We start from the raw sequence: 21,114 nt of genomic DNA on the forward strand, positions 1-21,114 counted from the left end.
CGACGCGCGCGCCGGAGCAGACCGGCGTGCCCATCTCCCCTGCCCCGCGCGCGAGCCACGGACCTCCCCCAGTCCGCCGCCGCCCCAGGAGAGAGAGCGCCTTGACCGTCGCCGCCTCAGTTGCCCTGCCGTCACAGGGACACGCCGCCGATGCCACCCAGACCGATCCCGGTGCGGCACTGCTTCGGCTGCTCACCGACAAGAGCGCCGACCTCCCCCAGGTGGACCCCGGCCACGTCGCCGCCGCCGCGCTGCGCGGCCGCCACGCCGGCTCGGACTTCGCCGAGCTGCGCGGGCTGGCCGTGGACGCCGCCGCTTCGATGATCGCCGAGGACCCCCAGTACTCGAAGCTGGCCGCCCGGCTGCTGGCCCAGGAGATCGCCGACGAGGCGGTGGGCCAGGGCGCCACCTCGTTCACCGCCTCGATCGCCGTCGGCCACGCCGAGGGCCTGATCGGCGAGGTCACCGCCGCCTTCGTGGCCAAGCACGCCGCCGCGCTGGACGCGCTGATCGACGAGCGGGGCGACGACCGCTTCGAGTACTTCGGCCTGCGCACCGTGCAGTCCCGCTACCTGCTGCGCCACCCGATCACCCGCAAGGTGGTCGAGCGCCCGCAGCACTTCCTGCTCCGGGTCGCCTGCGGCCTGGCGGTGGGCGACAACGAGCAGTCGGTGGCCGAGGTCGCCGAGCTCTACCGCCTGATGAGCCGGCTGGAGTACCTGACCTCCTCGCCGACCCTCTTCAACTCCGGCACCCGGCACCCGCAGATGTCCAGCTGCTACCTGCTGGACTCGCCGCTGGACAACCTGGACTCGATCTACTCGCGCTACGCGCAGATCGCCCGGCTCTCCAAGCACGCCGGCGGCATCGGCCTGTCCTACTCCCGGATCCGCTCGCGCGGCAGCCTGATCCGCGGCACCAACGGCCAGTCCAACGGCATCGTGCCGTTCCTGCGCACCCTGGACTCCTCGGTCGCCGCCGTCAACCAGGGCGGCCGCCGCAAGGGCGCGGCCTGCGTCTACCTGGAGACCTGGCACGCGGACATCGAGGAGTTCCTCGAACTGCGCGACAGCACCGGCGAGGAGGCCCGCCGCACCCACAACCTCAACCTGGCGCACTGGATCCCGGACGAGTTCATGCGCCGGGTCAACGCCAACGCCGACTGGTCGCTCTTCTCCCCGGCCGACGTGCCCGAGCTGGTCGACCTGTGGGGCGAGGAGTTCGACGAGGCGTACCTCAAGGCCGAGCAGGCCGGCAAGGCCGTCCGCAGCATCCCCGCGCAGACCCTCTACGCCCGGATGATGCGCACCCTGGCGCAGACCGGCAACGGCTGGATGACCTTCAAGGACGCCGCCAACCGCGCCGCCAACCAGACCGCGCTGCCCGGCCGCACGGTGCACTCCTCCAACCTGTGCACCGAGATCCTGGAGGTCACCGACGACTCCGAGACCGCGGTCTGCAACCTGGGCTCGGTCAACCTCGGCGCCCACGTGGCCGCCGGCGCGACCGCCACCGACCTGCTCACCGCCATGGACTGGCAGCGGCTGGACGCCACCGTGCGCACCGCCGTCACCTTCCTGGACCGGGTGGTGGACATCAACTTCTACCCGACCGGCGAAGCCGCCACCTCCAACTCCCGCTGGCGCCCGGTGGGCCTGGGCGTGATGGGCCTGCAGGACGTCTTCTTCCAGCTGGGCCTGGACTTCGACTCCGCCGAGGCCAAGAAGCTGTCCACGCTGATCGCCGAGCGGATCATGCTGACCGCCTACGAGCGCTCCAGCGAGCTCGCCGAGCAGTTCGGGCAGCACCCGGCCTACGCCGAGACCCGCGCGGCCCGCGGCCAGCTGCACATCGACCACTTCGCCGACGCCACCCCGCAGTGGACCGAGCGCTGGGAGGCGCTGCGCGCCACCATCGCCCGCACCGGCCTGCGCAACTCGCTGCTGCTGGCGATCGCGCCGACCGCGACCATCGCCTCGATCGCCGGCGTCTACGAGTGCATCGAGCCGCAGGTCTCCAACCTCTTCAAGCGCGAGACCCTCTCCGGCGAGTTCCTCCAGGTCAACCCGTACCTGGTGCGCGAGCTGAAGGAGCTGGGCGTCTGGGACCAGCAGACCCGCGACGCGCTGCGCGAGGCCAACGGCTCGGTGCAGGAGCTCTCCTGGCTGCCGGCCGAGCTGCGCTCGCGCTACCGCACCGCCTGGGAGCTGCCGCAGCGCGCGCTGATCGACCTGGCCGCCGCCCGCCAGCCGTACCTGGACCAGAGCCAGTCGCTGAACCTCTTCATGGCCGCGCCGACCATCGGCAAGCTCAGCTCGATGTACGCCTACGCCTGGAAGGTCGGTCTCAAGACCACCTACTACCTGCGCTCGCGCCCGGCCACCCGGATCGCCCAGGCGGCCTCCGGCGCCGCCCGCCCCGCGGCCGTGCCGGTCAGCGGCCCCACCGCGGGCGTCCCCGCTCCCACGCTGAGCCAGGCCGAGCAGGACGCCATCGCCTGCTCCCTGGAGAACCCCGAGTCCTGCGAGGCCTGCCAGTGAGTTCCGCCCCCCTCGACCAGCCCGAGGGCCGCCAGAAGATGCTGCTCGACCCGGGCTTCGAACTGACCCTGCGTCCGATGCGCTACCCGTCCTTCTACGACCGGTACCGCGACGCGATCAAGAACACCTGGACCGTCGAGGAGGTGGACCTGCACTCCGACGTCGCCGACCTCGCCAAGCTCAGCGAGGGCGAGCGGCACATGATCGGCCGCCTGGTCGCCTTCTTCGCCACCGGTGACTCGATCGTCGCCAACAACGTGGTGCTGAGCCTCTACAAGCACATCAACTCCCCCGAGGCCCGGCTCTACCTGTCCCGGCAGCTCTTCGAGGAGGCCGTGCACGTCCAGTTCTACCTGACGCTGCTCGACACCTACCTGCCCGACCCGGACGACCGCAACGCGGCCTTCGCCGCGGTGGAGAACATCCCCTCCATCCACCAGAAGGCCCAGTTCTGCTTCACGTACATGAACGCGGTCGACCACCTCGACTCGCTGGAGAGCAAGGACGACCGCCGGGCCTTCCTGCTCAACCTGATCTGCTTCGCCGCCTGCGTCGAGGGCCTCTTCTTCTACGGCGCCTTCGCCTACGTGTACTGGTTCCGCAGCCGCGGCCTGCTGCACGGCCTGGCCACCGGCACCAACTGGGTCTTCCGCGACGAGTCCATGCACATGGACTTCGCCTTCTCGGTGGTGGACACGGTCCGCGAGGAGGAGCCCGACCTCTTCGACGACCGGATGGCCGAGCAGGTCACCGCGATGCTGGAGCAGGCCGTCGAGGCCGAGCTCCAGTTCGCCCGCGACCTCTGCGGCGAGGGCCTGCCCGGCATGAACACCGAGTCGATGCGCGAGTACCTGCAGGCGGTCGCCGACCAGCGGCTGGCCCGGCTGGGCATGCCGATCCGCTACGGTTCGAGCAACCCGTTCGGCTTCATGGAGCTGCAGAACGTCCAGGAGCTGACCAACTTCTTCGAACGCCGGGTCTCCGCCTACCAGGTGGCCGTCGAGGGCTCGGTGGCCTTCGACGACGACTTCTGAGCCGACGAACCGCTGAGCCGACGAACGGCTGAGCCGACGACTCCGATCGATCGTCAAGACGCCCGAGGGGCTGGGTCGCACATCGCGACCCAGCCCCTCGGGCGTCCCGGACGACGAGCACCCGTCAGTCGTTGGGCACCGTCGCGTAGGCCGCGGTCCCCTCGGCCATCTGCCGCAGCGCGTCCTTGCGGTCGCGCTTGGAGAGCCGGTCGATGTAGAGGTAGCCGTTCAGGTGGTCGGTCTCGTGCTGCAGGCAGCGGGCGAAGAAGCCGGTGCCCTCGACCCGGACAGGGTTGCCGTCCTTGTCCTGCCCGGTCACCACCGCGTAGTCGGGGCGGGCCAGTTCGGCGTAGGCGGTGGGCACCGAGAGGCAGCCCTCGTTGCCGTCGTCCAGCGTGCGGCGGTCGACCGGGAGGTCCTCCAGCACCGGGTTGATCACGTGGCCGATGTGCCGCACGTTCTCGTCGTCCGGGCAGTCGTAGACGAACACCTTGGCGTCCACGCCGATCTGATTGGCCGCCAGGCCCACCCCGGCGGCCGCGTACATCGACTGGAACATGTCGTCGATCAACGCGGACAGCTCGGCGTCGAACTCCGTGACGACCTTGCACGCACGGTGCAGCACCGGATTGCCGACCACCGTGATCGGGCGTGCGGTGCCCTTGCTGGGATCGGGCTCCTCGCCGACCACCTCGGCCGGGGCCTGCTCGGCCTGCGCCGCCTCGTCGTGATCGTGCTCGTGCTCGTGATCGTGGTCGTGCGTGTGCTCGTGCTGCTCCGCCATCGCTCTTCCGCTTCTGTGGGCCTGCTCAGGAACCTCCCCAGCCTAGTACCGCGGCCCTGGAGCGCCGGTCAGCAGACCTCTTCCACGTCCCGGTAGGCCCGGGTGGTCGGTGCGGCCGCGACCCAGCGGTCCAGCAGCAGCCGGACCAGCCCGGCCGGCGCGGCGATGCCGCACTCGCGCTCGGTCAGCCAGGCCATCCCGCCACTGCCCTGGCTCAGGTGGCTCAGGTGGCCGGGGTGGGCGGCGTCGCCGTCGTCGTGCGGATCGTGGTGCACGGTGCGACCGTCGTCGATGGCCATCCGGCTCTCCGAACAGGCCCGGCAGAGCAGCCGCACCGAGGAGGTCCAGTCCTCGGCCGCGTAGCCGGCCTCGGCCACCAGCCGCTCCAGCGCGTCCCGGTCGGCCTCGGTGGCGGCCTGCAGCAGCACGACGTAGGTGGGCACCGGCGAGGGCGCCCACAGCTCGATCTCGTCGAAGACGGGGTAGGCGGTGCCGGCCGAGACCCGCTCGCCGTGCGGGGCGCCGTCGTGCAGCACCACCTCGCCCCAGCGGCGCCCGGAGGAGGGCAACGGGATGGAGAGCACCTCCACCCGCGCCGGGTCGAGCCGGCGGCCCCAGACCACCTCGGACTCGCCCTCGGGCGAGAGCCGCACCGGAGTGGTGCCGAGGTCGAGGCGGACCGGGGCGTCCGGTGCCGCGCCGCCGCCGGAGACTCGCAGACCGTAGGCCTGCCAGGACCGGCGGGCCAGCGGCCAGTCCTGCAGCGCGGTGGCGGTGATGCCCAGGTTCCACCAGTCGGGAGCGCCCTGGTCGCGGTCGAGCAGGGCGACCGCGCGCAGGCCCGCCACCCTGGCCTGCTCCCAGTCCCGGCGGAACTTGTGCAGCAGCGCCAGGTTGAACCAGGAGTCGGAGAGCCACGGCTCCAGGTCCGCGGCCATCACCAGCAGCGCGCCGGCGTCCTCGTAGCGCCCGTCACCGATCAGCGTGAAGGCCCGGTCGGTCGTCTGCCGCCAGGTGGCGGACGGCCGATGCCGTGCCCGGTGGAAGATCTTCACGTTGCCCTGCCGCCTGTCCGCTCGGTTTCTGCTGAGTCCTACTGGGAGCCGGGCCGCGCCCGGCAGCTCCTGCCGGAGGTGGTCGGCTCGCCTTCCGCACGGTGTGCTGCCCAGTGCTGTGGCCGGGGCCGAGAGGGCGGGTTGCCCCTGCTCGGGTGTTCCACGCTACGACCGCATCCAACCACGACGGCGGCAGGGTGCGCTTCCCGCGCAATCGGTCACGCTGGGTCACCCGCTCTCGGCGCGGGCGACGGTGCACGGACCGGCACCCAGCGCCCGCACCCGCTCCAGCGCCGCGACCACCACCGGGTCGTAGATCCGCCCGCTCTGCGCGCGCAGCACCGCCAGCGCGCCGCTGCCCTGCTCAGCCGGACCGGTGAGGTCCTCGTGGGCGTTGGCCACCCGGATGATCCTGGCGGCCAGCGGCAGGCTGCGGTCCGGTCGACCGTCCGGGCCGAGCAGCGGATCGGCCAGCCGGGCCACCTGCTCGGCCACCGGCCCCGGCACACCGGTGCAGCGGATCACCTCGCTGCCCAGCCGGGCGATCCGCTGCTGCTCCGGCTCGGGCAGCTCGGCGGTGGCACCGCCCCGCACCGGCTCGACCAGCGAGAGCTGGCCGATGTCGTGCATCAGCGCCGCGTACTCCAGCAGGGCGAGGTCGTGCGTGCTCAGCCCCAGCTCGCGCCCGAGCGCGCACGCCGTGTCCGCGACCCGGCGCGCGTGCCCGGGCGCCGTGTAGCCCGCCACCTCGGTGGCCCTGGCCAGGGTGGCGATGGTCTGCCCGTAGGTGGCCCGGACGGCGGCCGCGCGCCGGAACGAGGCCTGGGCCAGCAGCAGCGGCAGGCAGAAGACCGGTAGCGCCCAGAGGCCGACCTCGCCGGCCGCGAGGCTGACCAGCATGCCGGTGGCGGCGATCGCCGAGCCGATCCCGGGCAGCGCGCGGAGCTCGCTCTCCAGCGCCGAGCCGAACCGGCCGCCGCCGCGCCGCTGGCAGGCGGCGAGCACCGCGTCGGCCAGGCCGGCGAGCGCCGCGACCAGCACCAGGAAGAAGCCGTAGGCCGGGCCGGCCAGCGGGATGCGGTCGAGCACGCCGCTGTTGTAGAGGGGCTGGAAGAGGACGGCGGCGAAGGAGACGGTGAGCAGCCGGCGGGCCGCGCCGTCGTAGCGCGCGGCCCGGCCGTGACCGCCCGGCCATCCGTGGGGCCTGGTGTGCGCCCGGTGCTGCGGCCGGGCGGGTGGGGAGCCGGGCCGCGCGCTACGACGGCGCGGCCCGGCGATGGTCCGGTGCGGCCCGGTCGCGCGCACCGGGAGCAGCGCGGGCACCCTCGGCCGACCGCCGGCCGGAGTGCGCCGGGGCCGCGGGACGGAGGGCACCGCCCGCTCCCGCTCCGCCCGCCGCAACCGGCCGCAACCGCGCACCAGCACCCTGGCCAACCCCCCGAGGGCCAGCCCGGCGCCCGCCACGGCGACCACCTGGAACACCCCTTGCCCGGTCGGCAGACCGCGCAGCGGGCCGAGCAGCGCGTAGGCGAGACCGGCCGCGGCGCCCAGCGGCGCCTGGCCTCGGCCGCCACCCACGCCCGCCACCCGGGCCGCCTCGCCGATCGCGATCAGCGTCCCGAAGGCCAGCGCGACCTGGGGATCGGTCACCCCGTGGGCCAGCGCGGCCGCCAGGGCCCCGGCGAGCAGCAGCAGGGCCGCCGCCCGGACCAGTGAGGCCCCGCTCACCGTCTCGTCGCCCGGCGCGGCGAACTCCCGCCGCGCCGCACCCGGCGCGCCCCTCTCGACCGCCCCGCCGACCGCGCCTGCCCCGCCGACCGCGCCTGCCTCGCCGCCCGCCCCAGCTCCGGCGGCCGCCCCCGCCCTGCCCGCCTGCCTCATCGCGCCACCGTCCGGGGCGCGGGCTCCGGCACGCCGAGCGGGATGTCGGGCACCGCGGCGTCGGCCTCCGGAGCGGCGGGGAGCACCGGCTGCCAGCCGCACCGGTCCACCGCCGTGACCAGTGCCTCCACCATCAGCGGGTCGAACTGGCTGCCCGCGCAGCGCCGCAGCTCCGTCACCGCCTCCGGCACCGGACGGCCGCGCCGGTAGGAGCGGGTGGAGGTCATGGAGTCGAAGGCGTCGGCCACCGCGATGATCCGGGCGAACTCGGGGATCCGCTCACCGGCGAGCCCGTGCGGGTAGCCACGGCCGTCCATCCGCTCGTGGTGGTGCAGGATCCCGCTGTGCGCCTCGCCCAGGAAGTCGATGCCGCGCACCAGGTCGTGCCCGTACTCGGGGTGCACCTCGACGGCCCGGCGCTCGGCCTCGGTCAGCGGGCCGTTGCGGCGCAGCAGTTCGGTGGCGACCCCGAGCTTGCCCACGTCGTGCAGGGTGCCGGCGAAGTGCAGGGTGCGCAGCCGCTCGCCGGTCATGCCGAGCTGATCGGCGATCAGCACCGAGGCCCGGCCGACCCGTTCGCTGTGGCCCCTGGTGTACGCGTCCTTGATCTCCACGGCCTGCACCAGCGCCTCCACGGTGGCCCGGTGGGCGGCCCGCTCACGGTGGCCCTGGGCGAAGACCCAGGCCGAGACGGAGAGCGGCAGCAGCGCGAGCAGCGCGGCGAAGGCGCCGTACGGGCCCTGCCAGAGCACCGCCATCATCAGCCCGCCGAGCGCGTGCACGAAGGCGGGCGGCCCCAGCACGGTGAGCGCGCCGCGGGCCAGCTCGGCCGGCGAGCGGCGCTCGGCGAGCAGCCGGATCCCGGCCACCAGCGCCCCGTTGACCAGGCAGAAGACCAGCACGGCGGCGAGCGCGGGCAGCAGCGCCGCCGGGTAGCGGGAGCCGAGCAGCAGCCGCGGGCCGCTCAGCAGGTGGAACAGGGCGGCGGCGGGCCAGGCCGCCAGCGCGAACTGGGCGGCGTTCCAGGCCCGGCGCAGCAGTCGCGGCGCACCGGCCGCGCCGGTCAGCGCGGCCGGCAGGGCGACCAGCGCGGCGGCGGCCGGCGGCAGCATCAGCACCCCGGCGAAGAGCACCGGCAGGAAGGTGTTGGCGCTCGGCCGCACCGGCTCACGGCCCAGACCCGCGCGCGGGGCCGGCGAGCGGCCCAGCGACCGCAGGACCGACTGCCGCAGTCGGCGGACCAGTCGCAGGCAGGGGGTGGGCAGCCCCTGGGCGACCGACTCCCAGCAGGCGTGCAGGAAGGCGAGCAGGCCGACCTTGGGCCAGTCCACCGGCCCGCCCAGCCAGCCGGGCAGCGCCAGCCGGGCGTCGACCCACGGCAACAGCGGCAGCACCGCGAGCAGGGCGGCGCCGAGCACCAGCAGGACGTATCCGAAGGCCGCCGCGGGGAGCCGCGCCGGCGTCTGCCCAGGGAGCGCGCGGCCCCCGCGATCGACAGCGATCTCAGCCTCCCCAACTCGCCGACAGGCTCGTCTGAGGAGAATAGGGCTCCCCCGCGGCAGCTGAGCCCGCCAGTGCGCGATACCCGCCGCGCCACGGCCCACACTCACCCGATCGAGTGAGCAAGGGAACTGACGCAGGGTCACGTCCCGGGAAAGCCGACGGGGCCCGGGACGACTCCCGGGCCCCGCTCGCCGACTACTCGGCCGGCGCCGCCGCCGCAGGGCCGGCCAGCACCTCGGCGCCCCCGTGCACGGGGGTTCCCGCCGGGTCCACCTCGATCACCGGCTCGCCGGTGCGCTGCCCGGCCCGGATGCTGTCGATCCGGGCCAGCACCTTGCTCCGCAGATCCGACGGAGTGTCATCACACCCACAGGACCGCTTGATCAGGGCCTTGATGGCCTGCTCCAGGCCGTACTTCTCCAGGCAGGGCGAGCACTCCTCGAAGTGCTCGCGCAGCTTGGCGCAGTCGCCCTCGGCCATCTCGTTGTCAAGGAACTCGTAGAGGTGGTCAAGCACCTCGCCGCAGTCCGTGGCGTGCGGACCTCCGCAGCTCATGAGCCCGTGCCTTTCGCCTCGCGCCCAGCCCCGCTGCCGGCCGGGACCAGTCCGCGTTCGCGGGCGTAGTCCTCCAGCATGCCCCGCAGTTGGCGGCGGCCTCGGTGCAGCCGGGACATCACCGTACCGATGGGGGTCCCCATGATGTCGGCGATCTCTTTGTATGCAAAACCCTCGACGTCCGCGAGGTAGACCGCGATGCGGAACTCCTCGGGGATCGCCTGCAGGGCGTCCTTCACGTCACTGTCCGGCAGGTGGTCGAGCGCCTGGGTCTCGGCCGAGCGCAGCCCGGTCGACATGTGCGACTCGGCACGGGCGAGCTGCCAGTCCTCGATCTCCTCGGCCGCGGTGCGCTGCGGCTCCCGCTGCTTCTTGCGGTACGAGTTGATGAAGGTGTTGGTCAGGATGCGGTACAGCCAGGCCTTGAGGTTGGTGCCCTCCCGGAACTGGTGGAAGGAGGCGTAGGCCTTGGCGAAGGCCTCCTGCAGCAGGTCCTCGGCATCGGCCGGGTTGCGGGTCATCCGCAGCGCGGCCGAGTACATCGGGTCCAGGTAGCCCAGCGCGTCACGCTCGAAGCGTGCTCGGCGGGCCTCCTCGGTCTCCTCCGCGGAGACCCGGAAGGTGTCCTCGCCGATGGCCTCGGCCAGCTCATCACCGCTGATCGGCTCCACCGCCTGGTCGGCGCTGGACGCAGCCCCGGCAGCGGACGGCTCGGCCGAGTGGTCGGCCCCGGACTGCGGGTCGAACCCGCCCAGGCCCACGTTCGGCTCGTCCTCGGTCGCGACGACCGGACCCACCTCCTCGCTGAATCGAGTACGGCTCACCGCGAGCCGACCCGGAAGGGAGGATATCGGGCTCACGGGCTTCTCGCCCGCGACCAGCCACTCGGACCATGGGAGGAAGGCGCTCTCCGCGCTCCGCTCCTCGGATCGCTCACGGCACGCGATCGAACCCATGTGCGCTGCCTTTCCGCCTGGGGCAATACTGACGAAGGGGTTAACCCGCACCACTGTCCGGACATTCCCGGCCGAGCACGGATCCGGCGCCCGCGCCCGGCGCGACGGCCACCGGGGCGACGCCGGTCGGGGCGCCGGCCGTCGAGGCAACTGCCCTCGGGGCGAAGGCAGTCCGGGGCCGAAGCGGTCCGGGGCGAAAGCACTCCTGGCGACCGCGGCCGGGGCGACGGCGGCCGGGGCGACGGCGCTCAGCCGAGCGGCAGGCCGGCCAGCCAGTCCGCCACCGCCGCGCCGATCAGCTCCAGCGCCGCCGGTTGCCCGAGCGGGGCCGACCTGGGCAGCGCGAAGCCGTGGTTGGCGTACGGCACCGGCACCAGCCGTGGTCCGGCGGGGAACTCGGCGGGCGTACCGAAGCTGTCCTTCTCGCCCTGCACCACCAGCGTCGGCAGTCCGGCCCCGAGCAGTTCCGCGACCCGGGAGCGCTCCGGCCGGCCGGGCGGGTGCAGCGGGAAGGCGAGCGCCAGCACGGCCACCGCACCGCTCGCCGCGCCGGTGCGGCAGGCCACCCGGGCGCCCGCGCTGCGTCCGCCGACCACCAGCGGCGGGCCCTCGGCGGCGAGCCGCTCGACGACCGGCAGCCAGCCGGCGTCCAGCGTCCTCGGCGCGGGGGCCACCTTCTTGCCGGCCACCCGCCAGGGCTGCTCGACCAGCGCCACGGTGATCCCGCGGGCGGGCAGCACACGTGCCAGCGCCACCAGGTCCGGCGCCTCGATCCCGCCTCCGGCACCGTGCCCGAGCCCCAGCACCGCGCGCGGCTCGACGGCCCGGTGCCAGCTGATCGCGGCCGCCCCGGCAGGGGTCTGCACCAGGGTTCGGCCGGCGGGCCTCGGGCCGGCGGGCACCCGGTCGGCGGGCGGCGGATCGGCGGGCGACGGATCGGCGGGCATCAGAAGAGCGCTCCCTCGGACTCCGGGGTGGCCGGTGCGGTCAGGCCCGGGTGGTTGTTGCGGATGCTGCCGACCGCCGAGCCGACCGGGGTCGCCCGGAGCAGTCCGGGCGCCGGGGCGACCAGCATTGCGCGCGCCCGCGCCGAGTCGTCCAGGCCCGGGTCCAGCCAGTCGGCGAAGCTCTCGGGCTGCAGGAAGAGCGGCATCCGCTCATGGATCGGCGCCAGCAGCGGCTCGGCCTCGGTGGTCACGATGGCGCAGGTGACCAACCAGCCACGGGGATGGTCGGCCGGCACGGTGCGGTCGCGCCAGAACTCGTAGAGCCCGGCCAGCGCGAGCGGCGCGCCGTCCAGCCGGCTGACGAAGAAGGGCTGCTTGCGGGGCTTGCCGCCGCTCGCGCTCGGGATCGTCTGCCACTCGTAGTAGCCGTCCACCGGGAGCAGGCAGCGGCGGGCGGCGAAGGCCTGCCGGTAGGCGGGCTTCTCGTGCACCGTGTCGGCCCGGGCGTTGATCATCTTCACCGCCGTCTCCGGCGACCCCGACCAGGCCGGCACCAGGCCCCAGCGCAGCTGCCGCACCTGGCGCACCGGCTCGCCACCGCCCTTGGGCACCCGCTCCAGGACCGCCAGGACAGGATCGGTGGGGCCACGTTCCAGCTGGGCGCGGGGGCCTGGGCCGGGTCCCACCGGCTGACGCCGAAGAGCTCGACGATGTCCTCAGGATCGGTGCTCGCCGCGAATCGACCACACATGGCTTCAGCCTCCCACGGCCCCGCGGGTCGGCGGCGACCGGACCGGGAGCGGCGGGCCGCGCGACACCGCCGCCCGGTGCGGCAGCGGTGGCCGGTGCGGCAGCGGCGCCCGGTCCGGGCGGGAACCGGCGGCCGGCGGGAACCGGCGGCTACCCCGCCGCGGTCCTCGCATGGGAGGCTGCTGGCCTCCCCGACCCCCGGCACCACAAGGATGATCATGAACCAGAGCATCGGCGACGTGTGGCAGCAGGTCGTGGGCACCCAGCCCGACCCGCCGCGCTGGCTGGTGCTCAGCTGCGCCGCGGCCGCGCTGCTGGTGATACTGCCGCGCCCGCTCTGGCGGCTGAGCCGCAACGTGGTGACCATCGCGCACGAGGGCGGACACGGCCTGGTCGCGCTGCTCACCCGCCGACGGCTGGCGGGCATCCGGCTGCACTCGGACACCTCGGGCCTGACCCTCTCCTACGGCCGGCCCACCGGCCCCGGCATGATCCTCACCGCCGCGGCCGGCTACCTTGCCCCCTCGCTGCTGGGCCTGGGCGGCGCCGCGCTGCTGGCCACCGGACGGATCACCGCGCTGCTCTGGATCGCGATCGGCCTGCTGGCCGCCATGCTGATCAAGATCAGGAACGTCTTCGGGCTGCTCTCCGTGGTGCTCACCGGCGGCGCCTTCTTCGTCATCTCCTGGTACGGCAGCGCCCAGTGGCAGGCCGTCTTCGCCTACCTGGGCGTCTGGTTCCTGCTGCTGGCCGGGGTCCGACCGGTGGTCGAGCTGCAGCGCAAGCGCCGGCTCGGCGAGGCCCGCGACTCGGACGCCGACCAGCTGGCCCGGCTGACCGGGGTGGGCGCGCTGCTCTGGGTGGCGCTCTTCCTGGTGGTGGCGCTGGCCTGCCTGCTCGCGGGCGGCAGCCAGCTGCTGGGCTGAGACCGACCGGCGGTCCGAACCGGTTGTCCACAGGGCCGAGGTTGTCCACAGGCCGGAACGGGCGCCGGACCGCGCGCCGGGCTCCCCCTAAACTGACCGCATGACCGAGACCCCGTGGCCCGCCCCCGTCGCGACCACCGCAGTCGACGCGACCGTCACCATCCCCGGCTCCAAGTCCGTCACCAACCGGGCGCTGATCCTGGCCGCGCTGGCGGCCGAGCCCGGCTGGGTGCGCCGGCCGCTGCGCAGCCGGGATTCCCAGCTGATGGCGGACGGGCTGCGCGCGCTCGGCGTCGGCATCGAGGAGCAGGTCAACAACTCCTCCGGCGGCACCGGCGGCGGCGAGGCCTGGCGGATCATCCCGGCCACCCAGCTGGCCGGCCCCGCCCAGGTGGACGTGGGCAACGCCGGCACGGTCATGCGCTTCCTGCCGCCGCTGGCCGCCCTGGCCGACGGCCCCGTCCACTTCGACGGCGACCCGCGCTCCTACGAGCGCCCCCAGCACGGCGTGATCGACTCCCTGCGCGCCCTCGGCGCCCGGATCGAGGACGCCGGGCGCGGCGGCTTCCCGCTCACCGTGCACGGCACCGGCGCCCTGGAGGGTGGCGCCGTCGAGCTGGACGCCTCCGCCTCCTCCCAGTTCGTCAGCGCGCTGCTGCTCTCCGGCGCCCGCTACAACCAGGGCGTGGAGATCCGCAACACCGGCGGCCCGGTCCCCTCCCTCCCCCACATCCGGATGACGGTCGACATGCTGCGACTGGCCGGCGTCCAGGTCGACGCCCCGGAGGACGGCGGCGAGAAGGACGTCTGGCGGGTCACCCCCGGTGCGCTGCGCGGCCGCGACCTGGTGGTCGAGCCCGACCTGTCCAACGCCGCGCCGTTCTTCGCCGCCGCACTGGTCACCGACGGCCGGGTCACCGTCCGCGACTGGCCCCGGCACACCACCCAGCCCGGCGACCAGCTGCGCGAGCTCTACACCCGGATGGGCGGCAGCTGCCGCTTCACCGACGAGGGGCTGGAGTTCACCGGTGGCGGCGCGATCCACGGCATCGAGGCCGACCTGCACGACGTCGGCGAGCTGACCCCGGTGATCGCCGCGGTGGCCGCCCTGGCCGACTCGGAGTCCCACCTGTTCGGCATCTCCCACCTGCGCCTGCACGAGACCGACCGGCTGGCCGCGCTGGCCAAGGAGATCAACGCCCTCGGCGGCGAGGTCACCGAGACGGAGGACGGCCTGCGGATCCGCCCGCGCCCGCTGCGCGGCGGCGTCTTCCACACCTACGAGGACCACCGGCTGGCCACCGCCGCGGCCGTGCTCGGGCTCGCGGTGCCCGGCGTCCAGGTGGAGAATGTGGCGACCACCGCGAAGACCTTGCCGGACTTCCCGGCGATGTGGGCCGCACTGCTCGATCCGGCGGCGGCCGGCAACTGAGCGGGAGTACCAGCATCATGCGCCGCTACGGCAAGGACGCCGACGAGGACGACATCCGCAACCGCCCGGGCCGCAAGGGTTCCCGGCCCCGGACCAGGATCAGGCCCAAGCACGAGGACGCCGCCGAGGCGATGATCCTCACCGTCGACCGCGGGCGGTTGACCTGCCTGGTCGAGGCCGGGACCAAGCAGGAGCGCGAGGTGCTCGCGATGAAGTCCCGCGAGCTCGGCCGCAAGGGCGTGGTGGTGGGCGACACCGTCAGCCTGGTCGGCGACCTCTCCGGCGAGGCGGACACACTGGCCCGGATCGTCCGGGTCGAGGAGCGCACCTCGGTGCTGCGCCGCACGGCTGACGACGACGACCCCTACGAGCGGATCGTGGTGGCCAACGCCGACCAACTGGCCATCGTCACCGCGCTGGCCGATCCCGAGCCGCGCCCCCGGCTGATCGACCGCTGCCTGGTGGCGGCCTACGACGCGGGCATGACGCCGCTGCTGGTGCTCACCAAGGCCGATCTGGCCTCGGCCGCACCACTGCTGGAGTCCTACGCCCCGCTCGGCATCGAGTACGTGGTGACCAACCGCGACGAGCTGGCCTCCGCCGGCGCGGAGGCGGTCAGGGAGCGGCTGCGCGGCCTGTCCACCGTCTTCATCGGGCACTCCGGGGTCGGCAAGACCACCCTGGTCAACGCCCTGGTGCCGGAGCACCAGCGGTCCACGGGCCGGGTCAACGCGGTCACCGGGCGCGGCCGGCACACCACGGTCTCCGCGCTCGCGCTGCGGCTGCCGCCGCCGCCCGGGGCCAAGCCGGGCTCGAAGAAGGCACTGGACCCGGGCTGGGTGATCGACACCCCCGGCTTCCGCTCCTTCGGCCTGTCGCACATCGACCCGTCCCGGGTGATCCTCGCCTTCCCCGACCTGGAGCCCGGCACCGCCGACTGCCCGCGCGCCTGCAGCCACGACGAGCCCGACTGCGCGCTGGACGCCTGGGTCGCCGAGGGCCACGCCGACCCGGCCCGGCTCTACTCGCTGCGCCGGCTGCTGTCGACCAAGGAGGCGCACGAGAGCGACTGAGCGGGGCGCGCGGCCCGGGCCGCACGTTGCAGGTGTCAGCGCCGCGCTGATTGGTGATCATAAGAAGGTCAACCGATCGCAAAGGAGACGAAGCGATGGCATGGCTCATGGTGATCGTCGCGGGGCTGCTGGAGACCGGTTTCGCGATCAACCTCAAGCTCAGCCACGGCTTCACCCGCCTCGGCCCCACCATCGCCTTCGCCCTCTTCGCGCTGAGCAGCTTCGGGCTGCTCACCCTCTCGCTGAAGCACCTGCCGGTCGGCAGCGCCTACGCGGTCTGGACCGGGATCGGCGCGGCGGGCACCGCGATCTACGGCATGGTCTGGATGGACGAGAGCTCCTCGGCACTCAAGCTGGTCTCGATCTCCCTGGTCATCGCGGGCGTGGTGGGGCTGCAGCTGAGCGGGTCGGGACACTAGGCCGTGTCTGACAATTCGCGGCCCGGCGGGAATTGTCAGACACGGCCTAGGGCCGGGGTGCCGGGGCGGGGTGCCGGCATGGAGCCGGCATGGAGCCGGCAACGGCTCTGCCCGAGCCGTTCGGCTTCAGCCTCGACACCAGCGCCTTCCCCGTCCACGAGTAGCCGGCCGTCCTGACCGTCCGCCGAGCGAGCCGAGCTGTCGATTCACCGGGCGGCTCGCTACTGTTCGACCCATGGCCGACTACCACGATGACCTCCGCCTTGCCCATGTGCTCGCCGATTCGGCCGACTCCATCACCCTGGAGCGCTTCCGCGCGCTGGACCTGAAGGTCGAGACCAAGCCCGACCTGACACCGGTCAGCGACGCCGACAAGGCCGCCGAGGAGCTGGTGCGCAGCGTGCTGCAGCGGGCCAGGCCGCGGGACGCGGTGCTGGGCGAGGAGTTCGGGCTGGTCGGCACCGGGCCGCGGCGCTGGGTGATCGATCCGATCGACGGGACCAAGAACTACATCCGCGGCGTGCCGGTCTGGGCCACCCTGATCGCGCTGCTGGAGGAGGCCCCGGACGGCGAGCTGCAGCCGGTGGTCGGCATCGTCTCGGCGCCCGCGCTGCAGCGGCGCTGGTGGGCGGCGAAGGACCTGGGCGCGTACGCCGGGCGGAGCCTGGCCAAGGCCGCGCGGATCCACGTCTCGGGGGTCTCCCGGATCGAGGACGCCTCGCTCTCCTACTCCTCGCTGAGCGGCTGGGAGGAGCGCGGCCGGCTCGATCCCTTCCTGGACCTGACCCGGGCCTGCTGGCGCACCCGCGCCTACGGGGACTTCTGGTCCTACATGATGCTCGCCGAGGGCGCGGTGGACATCGCCGCCGAGCCGGAGCTGAGCCTGTGGGACATGGCAGCCCCGTGCGTCGTGGTGCAGGAGGCCGGCGGGCGCTTCACCGGCCTGGACGGCATCGACGGCCCGGGCGGCGCGGACGCGGTGGCCTCCAACGGGCTGCTGCACGAGGAGGCGCTGCGCCGGCTGAGCGTGTAGCGCCGGCGGCATGGGTGCGGGCCCCGACGATCAGTCAGCTGATCGTGGGGGCCCGCGGTCTTGGGGGGTCCCTACCCGGGAGCCCGAACCACTGCCGCGCTACCGCTGCTTGCGCAGCTCGCGCACGGCCGCCTCCAGGCGCTGCCCGTAGTCGGCGTCGGCCTGACGGAAGTTGCCGATCGCCCGCTCCACGATGTCCTCGCGGTCGGCGGAGACCTTGGCGATGAAGCCGGCCAGGTTCTCGATCAGGCGCCGCTTCTCCTCCTCGGAGAAGAGCCGGTAGAGGGTGCCCGCCTGCCCGAAGTCGCTGTCCTCGCGGTGCGTGGGCGCCTCGTGGGTGCCGGTGCGGCCGCTGACCTCGGTGGCCGCCCAGAGCGGACGGCCGCTCTGCGCCGGGCCGCCGAAGCTGTTCGGCTCGTAGTTCTTCTGACGCCCGTGCCGGCCGTCGTAGAGGTGGCCGTCGCGGCTGTTGGTGCGCGCCTCGGTGGCGTGCGGGCGGTTCACCGGCAGCTGGTCGGCGTTGATGCCGACCCGGTAGCGGTGCGCGTCCGCGTAGGCGAAGAGCCGGCCCTGCAGCATCTTGTCCGGGGAGGGGCCGATGCCGGGCACGAAGTGCGCCGGGGAGAAGATCGACTGCTCGACCTCGGCGAAGACGTTGTCGGGGTTGCGGTTGAGCTCCAGCTTGCCGATCTCGATCGGCGGGTAGTCCTCGTGCGGCCAGACCTTGGTCAGGTCGAACGGGTTGAAACGGTACGCCGCGGCGTCGGCGGCCGGCATCACCTGCACCTGCACGGTCCAGCTCGGGAACTCGCCGCGCTCGATCGCCTCGCGCAGGTCGCGCTGGTGGCTGTCCGGGTCCTCGCCCGCGAGCTTCGCCGCCGCCTCGGCCGTCAGGTTCCTGATCCCCTGGTCGGTCTTGAAGTGGTACTTCACCCAGAAGTACTCGCCGGCCTCGTTCTGCCACTGGTAGGTGTGCGATCCGTAGCCGTTCAGGTGGCGGTAGCTCGCCGGGATGCCCCGGTCGCCGAAGAGCCACGTCACCTGGTGGGTCGACTCGGGCGACAGGCCCCAGAAGTCCCAGACGTTGTCCGCCTCCTGGGAGCCGGTGTACGGGTCGCGCTTCTGGGTGTGGATGAAGTCGGGGAACTTGATGGCGTCCTTGATGAAGAAGACCGGGGTGTTGTTGCCGACGAGGTCGTAGTTGCCCTCCTCGGTGTAGAACTTCAGCGCGAACCCGCGGGGGTCGCGCACGGCGTCCGCGGAACCGAGGTTGCCGGCCACGGTGGAGAACCGCAGGAAGGTCTCGGTCCGCTTGCCCACCTCGGCGAGGAACTTCGCCCGGGTGTACGGCGTGACGTCCGCGGTCACCGTGAAGGTGCCGTAGGCCGCCGCACCGCGGGCGTGCACCACGCGCTCCGGGATCCGCTCGCGGTTGAAGTGCGCGAGCTTCTCGAAGAGCAACTGGTCCTGGATCAGGGCCGGTCCGCCGGTACCGGCGGACTCGGTGTTCTGGTTGTCGGCCACCGGCGCACCGGCCTCGGTGGTCAGGGTCGGCCGCAGCCCGTCCTGGGCAGTCATGGGAGCTCCTCCGCGTCGTCCGGTCGTCTGACCCGATCCTAACTTGGACATTGTCTAAGTCAATACTGGACCCAACTTCGGAACTTGCTATGGTTCCTGTCATGAGCGACCTACTGACACGGCTGCGCGCGCAGGGCTGGCGACTCACCGCGCAGCGGCGCGTGGTCGCGGAGGTCCTGGACGGCGAGCACGTCCACCTGACCGCGGACGAGGTGCACGCCCGCGCGGTCACGCTGCTGCCGGAGATCAGCCGGGCGACGGTCTACAACACGCTCGGCGAACTGGTCTCGCTCGGCGAGGTGCTGGAGGTCAGCACCGACGGCCGGGCCAAGCGGTACGACCCGAACGCGCACCACGCGCACCAGCACCTGGTCTGCTCGGCCTGCGGCACCATCCGGGACGTCCACCCCAGCGCCGACCCGCTGGCCGCCCTGCCGGACGCGGAGCGCTTCGGCTTCGCGGTCTCCGGTGCCGAGATCACCTACCGCGGGCTCTGCCCGGACTGCCGCGGGCGCTGACCACCGCGGGCGCTGACCACCGCGAGCGCCGACTCGCCCCCCGGCTGGTCGGCCGCACGGCAGCCGGCCCGGCAGGCCGGTCAGCGCCGACGCGGGGTCAGGCGCTGAGCTCCGGGCGCAGCGCGTCCAGCAGTCGGGCCGCGCGCTCGGCCACCTCCGGCGGGCCGTAGTCACTCGCCCGCCGGCACCAGTTCTCCGCCTGAACCGGCTCGCCGCGGCGCAGCGCCAGCAGGGCGAGCCGCAGCGCGGCCCGGCCGTGCCCGGCGTCGGCGGCCCGGGTGTACCAGAGCATCGCCTCGGCCTCCCGCTCCTGCCGGGCCAGCAGCAGGCCGAGGTTGAAGGCGCCGCTGCGGCTGCCCGTCCCGGCCGCCCGGCGGTACCAGCTCTCGGCGATCTCCAGCGCACCGCGCTCGGCGGCCCGCACACCCATCCGCACCTGGGCCCTGGCGTGGCCGGCGTCGGCCGCGATCGCGTACCAGTGCTCGGCCTCCTCCGGCACGTCCCCGCGCCGGTCGAGCAGTGAGGCCAGCCGGAAGGCGCCCTCGGCGGAGCCGCCGTCGGCCGCCTGGCGGTAGCGCTGCATGGCGGCGGTCAGGTCGCCGCGCTGCTCCTTGGCCACCGCGAGCTGCAGGGCCGCCTCGCCGTGCCCCTCGGCGGCGGCCCGGGCGTACCACTCCTGGGCCTGCTGGTGCTCGCCGCGGTTGGCGTGCAGGATGCCGAGGTTGAAGGCGCCGTCGACGCTGCCGGCCTCGGCGGCCTTGGAGAACCACGGCTCGGCCCCGGACTCGTCGCCGCGCTGCAGCAGGATCACGGCCAGCGCGTTGCAGGCCTCCCGGTGCCCGGCGTAGGCGGCCCTGCGGTACCACTGCTCGGCCTGCGCCTGGCGGCCCGCGCCGGCGCAGAGCAGGCCGAGGTTGAAGGCGCCGTTGTGGTCGCCGGCCTCCAGCGCCGCGCGGTACCAGCGCTCGGCGGCGCCGTCCTCGCCGCGCCCCGCGTGCAGCGCGCCGAGCGCGTTGGCTGCGTTGCCGTCGCCCGCCTCGGCCGCCTCCTGCCACCACTCGGCGGCCGACGGCAGGTCGCCGGAGTCGCGCAGCAGGAAGCCGAGCGCGCAGGCCGCCCGCGGCTCGCCGTTCTGCGCCGACTGCCGGTACCAGCGAGCCGCCTCGTCCCGCGCGCCGCGCTCCTCCACCAGCACGCCCAGGCGCAGCGCGGCCCGGGCGTGGCTGCGCACGGCCGCCGTGCGGTACCAGGTCTCGGCGCTCTCCTTGTCGCCCGCCGCCTCGCGCATCCGGGCCAGCCGGTAGGCCGCCTCCCGGTGGCCCGCGTCGGCGGCCGCCTTGAACCAGCGCTCGGCACGCACGTCGCGCCGGTGCTCCATCAGGTCGCCCAGCGCGTAGGCGCCCAGCGGGTGGCCCTGCTCGGCGGCGAAGTGCAGCCAGTACTCGGCGGACTCCTCGTCACCGTGGTCGCGCAGGTGCAGGCCGAGCGCGTGCGCGGCCGGCGCGCTGCCCGCCACGGCGGCCTGGCGCCACCAGCCGCCGGCCTCGGCCCGGTGGCCGCGCTGGTGCAGCAGCACGCCGAGGTTGTTGGCGGCGGCCCGCAGGCCGGCCGCCGCCGCCTTGCGCAGATACGGTTCGGCGTCGTCCGGGTCGCCCCGGCGCAGCAGCAGGGCGCCGAGCTGGCTGGCCGCGTTGACGTCGCCCGCCTCGGCGGCGGCCCGGTGGCGGGTCTCCAGGGCGGCGGACTCGCGGGCCGCCAGCTCGGTCTCGAAGGAGGCGGTCTCGAAGACGCTCCCGGCCTCGTCCAGCGCGGCGGGAGCCGCCTCGCCCGCGGCGGGGTGGCGGCCGGCGAGCTGCGGGGCCGGCAGGTGCACCAGGCTATCGGGGCCGTGGGCGTGCCCGCTGACGGCGGGCCGGCTGCCGCGCTGCGCGGGTACGGGAGCGGGCGTCGTCAACGGGGTCGAAGGGGCTGCGGGCGCGGAGGGCGCCAGAGGGATCGGGGGTGCTGAGGGCATGGTCGCGACGTCGAGGTCCTGCTCGGTGTGCTCGCCCTGCCTGTGCTGGCTCCGCCTCATGCCGACTCCCACTCACGGCTCGTCAACCGCCGTGCCCCGTCCCCCATGTGGTCCAT

Annotated in this window: 17 protein-coding genes and 1 pseudogene; 8 read left to right on the forward strand and 10 right to left on the reverse strand. The window is 73.9% G+C overall.

Annotated features, from left to right (window positions below; translation table 11 throughout):
• Positions 1–125 precede the first annotated feature (125 nt).
• Positions 126–2,540: a ribonucleoside-diphosphate reductase subunit alpha gene (locus OG455_RS15125; RefSeq protein WP_266300792.1), complete on the forward strand. Its 2,415-nt coding sequence runs from the start codon at positions 126–128 to the stop codon at positions 2,538–2,540.
• 38 nt (positions 2,541–2,578) lie between these two features.
• A complete protein-coding gene (locus OG455_RS15130; RefSeq protein ID WP_266300793.1) occupies positions 2,579–3,574 on the forward strand; it encodes a ribonucleotide-diphosphate reductase subunit beta in 996 nt (331 codons plus the stop codon).
• A 124-nt stretch (positions 3,575–3,698) separates the two neighbouring features.
• Here the strand turns inward: OG455_RS15130 and def are convergent, their stop codons facing one another.
• The 8 genes and pseudogenes from def to OG455_RS15170 all read right to left on the reverse strand — a co-directional run bounded on the left by def (position 3,699) and on the right by OG455_RS15170 (position 12,006).
• Positions 3,699–4,358 (reverse strand): peptide deformylase, encoded by a 660-nt coding sequence (def, locus tag OG455_RS15135; RefSeq protein WP_266293960.1) that lies wholly within the window; start codon positions 4,356–4,358, stop codon positions 3,699–3,701.
• 68 nt (positions 4,359–4,426) lie between these two features.
• Positions 4,427–5,413: a hypothetical protein gene (locus OG455_RS15140; RefSeq protein WP_266293962.1), complete on the reverse strand. Its 987-nt coding sequence runs from the start codon at positions 5,411–5,413 to the stop codon at positions 4,427–4,429.
• 228 nt (positions 5,414–5,641) lie between these two features.
• Positions 5,642–7,294 (reverse strand): HD-GYP domain-containing protein, encoded by a 1,653-nt coding sequence (locus OG455_RS15145; protein ID WP_266293964.1) that lies wholly within the window; start codon positions 7,292–7,294, stop codon positions 5,642–5,644.
• Positions 7,291–8,712 (reverse strand): HD-GYP domain-containing protein, encoded by a 1,422-nt coding sequence (locus OG455_RS15150; RefSeq protein ID WP_323185513.1) that lies wholly within the window; start codon positions 8,710–8,712, stop codon positions 7,291–7,293. Before OG455_RS15150 ends, OG455_RS15145 begins: the two co-directional genes overlap by 4 nt.
• Positions 8,713–8,992: 280 nt before the next feature.
• On the reverse strand, positions 8,993–9,352 hold the full coding sequence (gene rsrA, locus OG455_RS15155; RefSeq protein WP_266293966.1) for a mycothiol system anti-sigma-R factor: 360 nt from the start codon (positions 9,350–9,352) through the stop codon (positions 8,993–8,995).
• Positions 9,349–10,014 carry a sigma-70 family RNA polymerase sigma factor gene (locus OG455_RS15160; protein ID WP_323185641.1) on the reverse strand — a complete coding sequence of 222 codons (666 nt, stop codon included), beginning with the start codon at positions 10,012–10,014 and terminating at the stop codon, positions 9,349–9,351. The genes rsrA and OG455_RS15160 overlap by 4 nt, the downstream gene beginning before the upstream one ends.
• A 542-nt stretch (positions 10,015–10,556) precedes the next feature.
• Positions 10,557–11,255, reverse strand: a complete 699-nt coding sequence (locus tag OG455_RS15165; RefSeq protein ID WP_266293968.1) for an alpha/beta family hydrolase — start codon at positions 11,253–11,255, stop codon at positions 10,557–10,559.
• Positions 11,255–12,006: pseudogene (locus OG455_RS15170) on the reverse strand (SOS response-associated peptidase). The gene OG455_RS15165 and the pseudogene OG455_RS15170 overlap by 1 nt, the downstream one beginning before the upstream one ends.
• A gap of 217 nt (positions 12,007–12,223) precedes the next feature.
• On the opposite strand from OG455_RS15170, the gene OG455_RS15175 reads away from it, so the two are divergent.
• The 5 genes from OG455_RS15175 (at position 12,224) to hisN (ending at position 16,888) form a co-directional block, all read left to right on the forward strand.
• Positions 12,224–12,931, forward strand: a complete 708-nt coding sequence (locus OG455_RS15175; protein ID WP_266293970.1) for a M50 family metallopeptidase — start codon at positions 12,224–12,226, stop codon at positions 12,929–12,931.
• 100 nt (positions 12,932–13,031) lie between these two features.
• A complete protein-coding gene (gene aroA / locus OG455_RS15180) occupies positions 13,032–14,363 on the forward strand; it encodes a 3-phosphoshikimate 1-carboxyvinyltransferase (protein WP_266293972.1) in 1,332 nt (443 codons plus the stop codon).
• Between the two features lie 17 nt (positions 14,364–14,380).
• Entirely contained in the window at positions 14,381–15,436 is a 1,056-nt protein-coding gene (gene rsgA / locus OG455_RS15185) for a ribosome small subunit-dependent GTPase A (RefSeq protein ID WP_266293974.1), read from the forward strand.
• Between the two features lie 95 nt (positions 15,437–15,531).
• Complete coding sequence (locus OG455_RS15190; protein ID WP_266293976.1) at positions 15,532–15,855, forward strand: multidrug efflux SMR transporter; 324 nt, start codon at positions 15,532–15,534, stop codon at positions 15,853–15,855.
• Positions 15,856–16,090: 235 nt separating this feature from the next.
• Positions 16,091–16,888 carry a histidinol-phosphatase gene (hisN, locus tag OG455_RS15195; RefSeq protein ID WP_266293978.1) on the forward strand — a complete coding sequence of 266 codons (798 nt, stop codon included), beginning with the start codon at positions 16,091–16,093 and terminating at the stop codon, positions 16,886–16,888.
• A gap of 99 nt (positions 16,889–16,987) precedes the next feature.
• Here the strand turns inward: hisN and OG455_RS15200 are convergent, their stop codons facing one another.
• On the reverse strand, positions 16,988–18,466 hold the full coding sequence (locus tag OG455_RS15200) for a catalase (RefSeq protein ID WP_266293980.1): 1,479 nt from the start codon (positions 18,464–18,466) through the stop codon (positions 16,988–16,990).
• Between the two features lie 101 nt (positions 18,467–18,567).
• Here OG455_RS15200 and OG455_RS15205 point away from each other — a divergent pair, with 101 nt between their 5' ends.
• Positions 18,568–18,984, forward strand: coding sequence for a Fur family transcriptional regulator (locus tag OG455_RS15205; RefSeq protein WP_266293982.1), 417 nt, complete (start codon positions 18,568–18,570; stop codon positions 18,982–18,984).
• Between the two features lie 97 nt (positions 18,985–19,081).
• On the opposite strand, the gene OG455_RS15210 is transcribed toward OG455_RS15205, so the two are convergent.
• Positions 19,082–21,058, reverse strand: a complete 1,977-nt coding sequence (locus OG455_RS15210; RefSeq protein ID WP_266293984.1) for a tetratricopeptide repeat protein — start codon at positions 21,056–21,058, stop codon at positions 19,082–19,084.
• Positions 21,059–21,114 lie beyond the last annotated feature (56 nt).

This window comes from Kitasatospora sp. NBC_01287, from assembly GCF_026340565.1.
Taxonomy (GTDB): domain Bacteria; phylum Actinomycetota; class Actinomycetes; order Streptomycetales; family Streptomycetaceae; genus Kitasatospora.